3 protein-coding genes and 1 pseudogene are annotated in these 2385 nt (G+C 66.2%); 2 read left to right on the top strand and 2 right to left on the bottom strand.

Annotated elements, in window-relative coordinates:
- Positions 1–210, bottom strand: a pseudogene (locus VFA16_RS07445) (ABC transporter permease); the annotation flags it as partial.
- Between the two features lie 2 nt (positions 211–212).
- Positions 213–977 carry an ABC transporter ATP-binding protein gene (locus VFA16_RS07440; RefSeq protein ID WP_324967194.1) on the bottom strand — a complete coding sequence of 255 codons (765 nt, stop codon included), beginning with the start codon at positions 975–977 and terminating at the stop codon, positions 213–215.
- A gap of 184 nt (positions 978–1161) precedes the next feature.
- On the opposite strand from VFA16_RS07440, the gene VFA16_RS07435 reads away from it, so the two are divergent.
- Positions 1162–1773 (top strand): DNA-3-methyladenine glycosylase, encoded by a 612-nt coding sequence (locus VFA16_RS07435; RefSeq protein WP_324967193.1) that lies wholly within the window; start codon positions 1162–1164, stop codon positions 1771–1773.
- Between the two features lie 35 nt (positions 1774–1808).
- A partial coding sequence (tyrS, locus tag VFA16_RS07430; RefSeq protein WP_324967195.1) for a tyrosine--tRNA ligase occupies positions 1809–2385 on the top strand: 577 nt, incomplete at its 3' end.

Below are 2385 nucleotides of genomic sequence, written 5' to 3'. Positions count from 1 at the left end.
GAACATCAAGAACAGCGGGAAAAGGCCCAGCAGAATCAAGCAGGCATTGTTGAACGGCGACGGCGTGCCGGGCCGGTGCGGTGCATTTTCGAACATGAAGTACATCAGCGTGATGACCAGCACTGGCACCAACAGAACCATTGCGATGCTGCGGTGGTCGGCGGCCAGTTGGCGCAGAATCCGCGTCGTGGTCGCCGCATACCCCTTCAGCCCTAGCCGGCTTGGCGTGCGGTGCTGCGTTTGATGATGGACAGAAACGCTTCCTCGAGTGCCGTGCATCCGGTGTCCTCTCGTAGTCGGGTCGGGGTGGTGTGGGCGACCAGGCGGCCTTCACGCATCAACAACAAGTCACCGCAGTGGTCGGCTTCGTCCATCACGTGACTGGAGACCAGCAGCGTAGTGCCCCCGCGGGCCAGTTCATGAAACTGCTCCCAAAGATCGGCGCGCAGCACCGGATCCAGACCCACTGTGGGTTCGTCCAGCACTAGCAGCGCAGGCTGGCAGACCAACGCGCATGCCAACGACGCCCTGGTGCGCTGGCCGCCGGAAAGATTGCCGCAATAGGCGGTGCGGTGATCGGACAGGCCCACGCGTTCGATGGCGGCGTCGGCGGCGCGCGCGTCGAAGCCGTAGAGCGACGCGAAGTAGCGCACGTTGTCGACGATTCGCAGGTCGTTGTAGATGGTCGGGTCCTGCGGCATGTATCCGACGCGCCGGCGCAGCACGGCCGACCCCGCTGGGCGCCCCAGCACCGTGACGGTCCCCGAGGTCACGATCTGGGTTCCGACGATGCAGCGCATCAGGGTGGTTTTGCCGCAGCCGGACGGGCCCAGCAGCCCGGTGATGGTACCTCGGGCAATTTGCACTGAAAAGTCGTGCAGCGCAGGCCTTTGTCCTCGAATCACCCGCAGGTGGTTGATGTCGACGGCCACCTCCGCGCCGTCCGCCAACAATTCATCACTCGATGAACTCATCATATGATGAATATCCGCCCCGGATGCCGTGTTGTCAAGAGCCTGAGGCTCGATTGGTCGTCTCGCTCCCGTCACTCACTGCGTTCGTTCCGCTCGCTCGACTCCCGGGCTCGATTGGTCGTCTCGCTCCCGTCACTCACTGCGGTTCGTTCCGCTCGCTCGACTCCCGGGGTGCAAAATCTGTTCGGTGAGCGCTGAGGAACTGGTGGTCGACCCGGTCACCGCGGCGCGCCGACTACTCGGCGCCACGCTGTGTGGGCGAGGTGTCAGCGCCACGATCGTCGAGGTGGAGGCGTACGGCGGAGTGCCGGACGGCCCCTGGCCGGACGCGGCGGCGCACTCGTATCGCGGGCTCAACGGTCGCAATGCTGTGATGTTCGGGCCGCCCGGACACCTCTACACCTATCGCAGCCACGGCATCCACGTATGCGCCAACGTCGCCTGTGGCCCGGACGGGACGGCGGCCGCCGTCTTGCTGCGGGCCGCGGCGATCGAAAGCGGCATCGACGTTGCCCGGTCCCGGCGTGGCGAGTTGGCCCGAACTCTCGCGCTGGCCCGCGGACCGGGAAATCTCTGCTCCGCATTGGGAATCACGATGGCAGACAACGGACTTGACCTCTTCGAGCCCGACAGTCCCATCGCCCTGAAACTGAACCACACTCTTGACGCCGTCAGCGGCCCACGGGTGGGCATCAGCCATGCCGCCGACCGGCCGTGGCGGCTGTGGCTGCAGGGTCGACCGGAGGTGTCGGCCTACCGGCGCAGCCCGCGCGCACCCGCGCCGGGGGCCAGCGATTAACGGCCAGTGGCGGCGATCCTGGAAGATCTATGACTGTGGGCGCACCGATCCTCGACGAGCTGGGCTGGCGCGGGCTGATCGCGCAGTCCACCGACCTTGATGCGCTGGCCGCTGACGCGGCGCGCGGCCCGCTCACGCTGTACGCCGGCTTCGACCCCACCGCGCCCAGCCTGCACGCCGGCCACCTGGTGCCGCTGCTGGCGTTGCGGCGTTTCCAACGTGCCGGCCACCGGCCCATCGTGTTGGCCGGTGGTGCCACCGGCCTGATCGGTGACCCCCGCGATACCGGTGAACGCACACTGAACGCCGCCGACACGGTGCTGGACTGGACCGATCGGATCCGCGGGCAGCTGGAACGCTTCGTCGACTTCGACGACTCACCGACCGGCGCGATCGTCGAGAACAACCTCGAATGGACCAGTGGCATGTCGGCCATCGAGTTCCTGCGCGACGTGGGCAAGCACTTCTCGGTGAACGTGATGCTGGATCGCGACACCATCCGGCGGCGCCTGGAAGGCGAAGGCATCTCCTATACCGAATTCAGCTACATGCTTCTCCAGGCCAACGACTACGTCGAGCTGTACCGCCGCCACCACTGCGTGCTGCAGATCG

It is taken from the genome of Mycobacterium sp., from assembly GCF_035653355.1.
Lineage (GTDB): Bacteria > Actinomycetota > Actinomycetes > Mycobacteriales > Mycobacteriaceae > Mycobacterium.
Note: the sequence above shows the minus strand (reverse complement) of the source record. Positions and strands in the feature narration are given on the sequence as shown.